At 38.3% G+C, this 6,341-nt stretch carries 6 protein-coding genes; 3 read left to right on the top strand and 3 right to left on the bottom strand.

The features are described from left to right. Positions 1-146: 146 nt before the first annotated feature. Positions 147-2,444: an adenine deaminase C-terminal domain-containing protein gene (locus tag ACT9TX_RS08620; RefSeq protein ID WP_481337872.1), complete on the top strand. Its 2,298-nt coding sequence runs from the start codon at positions 147-149 to the stop codon at positions 2,442-2,444. A gap of 187 nt (positions 2,445-2,631) precedes the next feature. Here the strand turns inward: ACT9TX_RS08620 and ACT9TX_RS08615 are convergent, their stop codons facing one another. Together ACT9TX_RS08615 and ACT9TX_RS08610 are read right to left on the bottom strand one after the other, a co-directional pair. Continuing rightward, on the bottom strand, positions 2,632-2,826 hold the full coding sequence (locus ACT9TX_RS08615) for a hypothetical protein (RefSeq protein WP_481337871.1): 195 nt from the start codon (positions 2,824-2,826) through the stop codon (positions 2,632-2,634). A gap of 130 nt (positions 2,827-2,956) precedes the next feature. Beyond that, positions 2,957-3,418: a hypothetical protein gene (locus ACT9TX_RS08610; RefSeq protein ID WP_481337870.1), complete on the bottom strand. Its 462-nt coding sequence runs from the start codon at positions 3,416-3,418 to the stop codon at positions 2,957-2,959. Between the two features lie 311 nt (positions 3,419-3,729). On the opposite strand from ACT9TX_RS08610, the gene ACT9TX_RS08605 reads away from it, so the two are divergent. Both ACT9TX_RS08605 and ACT9TX_RS08600 read left to right on the top strand, forming a co-directional pair. Continuing rightward, the gene (locus tag ACT9TX_RS08605; RefSeq protein WP_481337869.1) at positions 3,730-4,056 is read left to right on the top strand and encodes a hypothetical protein; all 327 of its coding nucleotides are present in this window, start codon (positions 3,730-3,732) and stop codon (positions 4,054-4,056) included. A 331-nt stretch (positions 4,057-4,387) separates the two neighbouring features. Further along, positions 4,388-5,623, top strand: coding sequence for an ABC transporter permease (locus ACT9TX_RS08600; RefSeq protein WP_481337868.1), 1,236 nt, complete (start codon positions 4,388-4,390; stop codon positions 5,621-5,623). Here the strand turns inward: ACT9TX_RS08600 and ACT9TX_RS08595 are convergent. Next, positions 5,616-6,341 carry a TrmH family RNA methyltransferase gene (locus tag ACT9TX_RS08595; RefSeq protein WP_481337867.1) on the bottom strand — a complete coding sequence of 242 codons (726 nt, stop codon included), beginning with the start codon at positions 6,339-6,341 and terminating at the stop codon, positions 5,616-5,618. The two genes, ACT9TX_RS08600 and ACT9TX_RS08595, sit on opposite strands and share 8 nt — an antisense overlap.

Here is a 6,341-nt window from a genome sequence, read left to right as displayed (position 1 = left end):
AAAAGGATGATGTGTATATTAAACGATAAGTTCTTAGAAAATATACTCTTTAAAGAAATTTAGATGCGTTTGCCCTGCATTACTACCATAATCGTTCATAATGAACTATTTTCGTCGCTATCGTATCACATTTTTACAAGCATACTATGGCACAATCATTTTCAGTTACAGGCAATTTGGTAGATGTATTTAATAAAACAATTTTTCCAGCAACTGTTGTTGTTAGTAATGGTAAGATTGAATCTATCACTCCTGTAACCAGCAACGAGCAACCTGTAACAGGCTTTATTTTGCCCGGTTTTATTGATAGTCATGTGCATGTAGAAAGTAGTATGCTAGTGCCTAGCGAATTTGCCAAGCTTGCTGTGGTGCATGGTACTGTAGGTACTGTGAGTGACCCTCACGAAATAGCCAATGTATGTGGTATGGCTGGTGTAGAGTTTATGATAGATAATGGCAAGCAGGTAAACTTTAAGTTCAACTTTGGTGCGCCAAGCTGCGTACCTGCTACCACGTTTGAAACGGCAGGTGCGGCACTTGATAGTGCCGATGTACATGCGCTGTTACTAAAAGATGAGATTAAGTACCTCAGCGAAATGATGAATTTTCCCGGTGTGTTGTTTAACGATGAAGAAGTGATGAAAAAAATTGCTTCGGCTAAAGCACTAGGTAAACCAATTGACGGTCATGCACCGGGTCTACGTGGCGAAGATGCCCGAAAATACATAGCCCCCCCACCCCCCAAAGGGGGGACTTGGAAAGCGTACTATGAACAATACGTTGCTCCAAATATTAATGGTAATAAAGAAATTTCAGAAGCTACTCAAACTGTTTCTAAAATCCCCCTATTGGGGGGCGGGGGGGCTTATCAAACCGCAAATCCAATGTTATATGGCTTGCTTAAAACATTTGTAAAAGAACATAGAAGCAATCCAACACAAGCCGAAATTGTTTTGTGGGAAAGCTTAAGAGGTAATAAACTGGACAACTATAAGTTTAGAAGACAGCACATAATTGATAGTTACATTGCAGATTTTGTTTGCCTTGCAAAAAAATTAATCATTGAAGTTGATGGCTTAATTCATCAATTACCAGAAAATATTGTTAGCGATATTGAAAGAACTGAAGCACTAAATAAGCTAGGCTTTGAGGTTATCAGATTTACAAACGATGAAGTTTTATATCAAACAGAAAAAGTAGTTACAGCAATTTCTGAAAAACTAGGCTTACTTGCATCTAGTCAGCCTGCGTCTGAAATCCCCTATTTTGAGAACGAGTCTTCATTCAATAATATTGACGATAACCTTAACCAATTCAGCAGCAAAAACAATTCAGAACCTACTCAACCTGTTTCTGAAATCCCCCCAATGGGGGGCGGGGGGGCTATCATCTCTACCGACCACGAGTGTTTTACCAAAGAAGAAGCGCTTGATAAGCTTGGCTATGGCATGAAGATTATTATTCGTGAAGGTAGTGCTGCTAAAAACTTTGAAGCATTAATTGACTTGCTTCACGATTACCCAAATGAAATTCTGTTTTGTAGCGATGACAAGCACCCTGATAGTTTAATGGTTGGGCATATTAACCAATTATGTGCAAGGGCTGTGGCTAAAGGCATTAATATTTTCAATATTCTACAAGCAGCTTGTGTAAATCCTGTGTTGCATTACAAGCTTGATATTGGCTTGCTGCGTGTGGATGATGCTGCCGATTTTATTATTGCGGATGACCTTGTAAACTTCAATATTAGCCATACTTATATTAACGGCGAATTAGTAGCGCAGGATGGTAAATCGTTTATACAATCTGTTGACGTTACACCTATTAACCAGTTTGATTGCGATGCGATTACTACCGAACAATTGGCTATTACCACCACCAACTACCCTATTGCCGATGGCAAAATACCAGTAATTGAAGCCCTAGAAGACCAGTTGATTACCAATAAACTGTATTGCGATGCCACTATTATAAAAGATGCTTTGGTAAGCAATACCAACACCGATATTTTAAAAATGGTAGTCGTAAATCGCTACCATAATGCACTTGTAGCCAAAGCTTTTATTAAAAATATAGGCTTGCAACAAGGTGCCATTGCCTCGTCGGTAGCGCACGACAGCCACAATATTGTAGCCGTAGGTGTAGATGACGAGAGCCTTGCCCAAGCCATTAACCTAGTCATTCAGGAAAAAGGTGGCGTAAGTGCGGTAGGCACACAAGGGCAGCACGTACTTGGCTTGCCTGTGGCGGGTTTAATGAGTGCCAATGATGGTTACCAAGTTGCCGCTACCTACACCGCCATCGATGCGTTTGTAAAAGAACAATTAAGCAGCACCCTTGCCGCCCCTTTTATGACCCTCAGTTTTATGGCCTTGCTCGTTATTCCGCATTTAAAACTCAGCGACAAAGGCTTGTTTGATGGCGATAGTTTTCAGTTTGTGTAAAATTTTCACACAAAGGGATTTCACACAAAAGGAACTAAGAAGGCAAAAAAGATGCGATAGTAGTTTTATGTAACCGACTCTTGTACTACTATAATGCATTATTTGCGTCGCACATTGCAACAGAAGAATATCTATGTGGCTTTGCCAAAGCGAGTATTAAACAATAGTCCATTGCCTTCTGAAGGCGCTAAAACTGCAATACTTGATAGCAGCAAGTATGAAAATCGGTAGAATTAAGGTTGATAATAGGTAGACTTTCTTGGTTGTTTTGCTGAAATAATTTTACGGTTTTAATGCAGGGCATTACAATATTATCAGTATTGATTTGTGCCGATGCACTGATAGACCACAATAAGATGCTACAAAAGAATAGGCGTTTCATATGGTAAAAGTAATGGGTGAGGGGGATTTTGTGAGGTTTTGAGAAGAAGAACAATTTGACCTAATTTATACAGCAATGCTAATGCTTAATTATACTTAGAGGATTTTGACAAAAAATAGTTATGGATTAACTATTGTAAATCGCTATTGAGATATGGTTCTGTTTCTAATGAGCCAATAGTTACTAAATCTATAGATTGGCTTTGGTCAGAATACTGAAAATGTAAAGTATAATTTGCAAAATAATATTTATCCCATAAAGGAGTGTGACCAACAATACTGTTGTAGCCACCACCACTTCTCTTAGGTTTTCCTAGAATAGCATTAACTTCAGTTCTTGAGCTTGTAAAGTTTAAATTAAATGGCATTTGCCCTTCATAGCAAGAGATACCATTTATTTCATCAGCAGAAAAAAGATGTATGGTTTCGATTATTTGCAATTCTGTCAAAATTAAATCTATACCCATTGAATTATTAATTAGAAAATCCGTTTCAAGAATATTTTCAATTGTCGAATCTTCAAAATATTTCTTGAATTCATTATCATTTTCTATGTCAGAAAGTTTTTTGTTAATCCAATTTGTTAGTTCCATGATGAAATCAGTATTTGAGAATAAAAAGTTCCCTCAAGCAAGATATTTTCTTTTTCTGAAATTTCTTCTTCTTTTTAGTGCAAAATAGCTATTCGTATGTGAAATAGGGTAATATGAATTGTCAAACGGCCGCCGTTTGAGCTATCAATTTGTATTTCGTCATTATATCTGTTGCATTTTGGGTAAATGAACTAGCGAATAGCCAAGTTTGCTAAAGAAATGTTATGGTTGTTAAGTAAAACAAAGGTTGCTTAAACCTTAAATTGCGTGTGCCGTCTTCATGGTATTACTAACAAAAAAATAAACACACCATGAAAAAAGTAATTTTTATTGCCGCTACAGGCCTTTTGCTAAGCATTGCTTCAATGGCACAAACCACTACACCACAAGCACCTTCTACTGACAAGAAAGCTGACATGAAGGATTTACGTAAGGACATACGTGAAGAACGTAAAGACAAGCGTGAACGCAAAGCTGATTTAAAAGCAGGTGATAAAGCGGCTGCAAAAGCAGAAACCAAAGACATAAAAGCCGACAAAAAAGATATTGCTGCCGACGCAAAAGATTTAAAAAAAGATGGTGTAAAGCACCCAATTAAAAGAGCGGAACATCAAATTCACAAAGCAAAAAGAGGTTAATAAGCATTAACGCTTGTAACTTTTAAAAGCTGCCCATTACAGAAGTGTAATGGGCAGTTTTGTTTTGTGATGAACCAAGCATTTTGCCCGCTGTTGCTGCGCCTTTTGCCAACAACTTTTTAGCAAGTTTCGATTAGATGCTTCGTTCCTCAGCATGACATTGCAATCTTAGTTTTTTTTATGAAACATCTACGCTACAATAAAAGCTGCACAGCGAACAGAACGTACATACCGATAGCTATCGGTAGTGCGACGCAACGATGTGACATAGTATTACAAAAGCTGGTAACCAAAACAGTTGTAGTTTTAGCGGGTAAATAATCGCACTATTTTGAGTATCGCTATTACTATTGCTAAGCGTATTGCTTTTAACAAACAGCAATCTTTTTCTCGCTTTATTATTCGCTTATCTATTGCTGCTACGGCTTTAAGTGTGGCTGCTATGATTATGACTTTGGCTTTTGTAAATGGCTTTGAAAAAACGGTGAGCGAAAAAGTGTTTAGCTTTTGGGGCCATGTAAGGGTGCAGCATTATGAGAATGCTAAAAACCTGATTAGCGAAGAAACGCCTATTAATAAAAATGATACGGTGGTGCGCATTATTAGCCAACAACCTTACTACAAAACGGTGCAGGCTTTTGCTACTAAAAGTGCGGTGGTAGAAAAAAATAAAGAGATTGAAGGCATACTGTTTAAAGGTGTAGAAGCAAATTACGACAGTGTGACGTTTCGTCAATTTTTAAAGCAGGGTAGGTGGTTGCGCTTTGGTGATAGTAGCTATTCGAAAGAAATTATTGTGTCGCAGCCTGTGGCTAAAGCCTTGCAAATAGCGGTAAACGATACCATTAGAATTCATTTTGTATCGCAAGATGCAGGCATTGCCAATGCCTCGAGAAAGCTAGTGGTGGTGGGCATTTTTAACACAGGTATAGAAGAGTACGATAAAATATTTGCGGTGGGTGATTTGCGGTTGATACAGCGCTTGAATAACTGGCAACCTAACCAAATAGGCGGCTACGAAATATTGATGAGTGATTATTCGCAAATGAATGCGTTTAATGCCCAGCTAAAAGACCAATTGCCTACCGAGTGGCTAAGCAGAACCATTAAAGAAACCTATCCTAATATTTTTGATTGGCTGAATGTGCAAGACACCAATAAGTACGTGGTGTTTATTATTATGGGTATTGTAGCCATCATTAACCTAGTTACATGCTTGCTGATATTGGTGCTAGAACGTACACGTATGATAGGCATTTTAAAAGCTATTGGCGCTACTAATACCACTATTCAAGAAATATTTTTGTACTACGCAAGTTTTATTTCGTTGGCAGGTATTGGTATGGGCTTGGTGGTGGGTGTTGGGCTTTGCTTGCTGCAACAAGCTACACATATTATTCACATGGATGAAGCTTTGTACTATGTAGCGTATGCACCTATACATATTATTTGGTGGCAAGTGGCTGTGGTATGTGTGGTGGCTGCGGTCGTTTGCTTTTTAGCATTGATTATTCCTACACTGATTGTAAAAAATATTAAGCCTGTAAAAGCGATACAGTTTAGGTAAGATGCGACACAATAATACCTGTGGCAACGGCTGCATTTAGACTTTCAGCGCCACCAATTCTTGGTATGGTTACTGGGTGAGAAATGAACGGTAATACTGCATTGCTAATGCCATTGCCTTCGCTGCCTATTACTAAAATACCCGCTGTAGGTTTTGTTGTTTGGTAAATAGATTGGCCATCTAGCAAGGCACCAAATACAGGCACATTAGCTGTTGTAAGCGTAGTTGCTAGGTCTTGATACCACAATTTGGTACGCAAAAAACTACCCATGGTACTTTGTATAACTTTTGGATTGTAAAGCTCTACCGTGTCTAGGCTGCAAATAATTTGTGTAATGCCAAACCAATCTGCAATGCGAATAATAGTGCCCAAATTACCTGGGTCTTGAATACCATCTAATGCCAAACTAAGGCCACTAGAAAAATTTGGCTTAGTGTTTGGTAATGACTGCTGCACCACAGCTAGCACTTGGTTGGGTGTTTGTAAGTTGCTAATACGTTCTAATTCTTGCTCAGTCACAGTAATTATTTCAGCATTTTTAACCGTATTTGCAACAAGCCATTTTGAGGTAGCGTAAATGGTTTTAATGGCAAAATCACTCGTTAGTAGTTCGCTTACAAGCTTTGGGCCTTCGGCAATAAACAGGCCTTCTTGCTGTCTTTGCTTTTTGTGGTACAAACTTTGAATATATTTGACTTCATTCTTACTTAACATCAT

The organism is Parasediminibacterium sp. HNIBRBA5674 (assembly GCF_056745525.1).
Note: the sequence above shows the minus strand (reverse complement) of the source record. Positions and strands in the feature narration are given on the sequence as shown.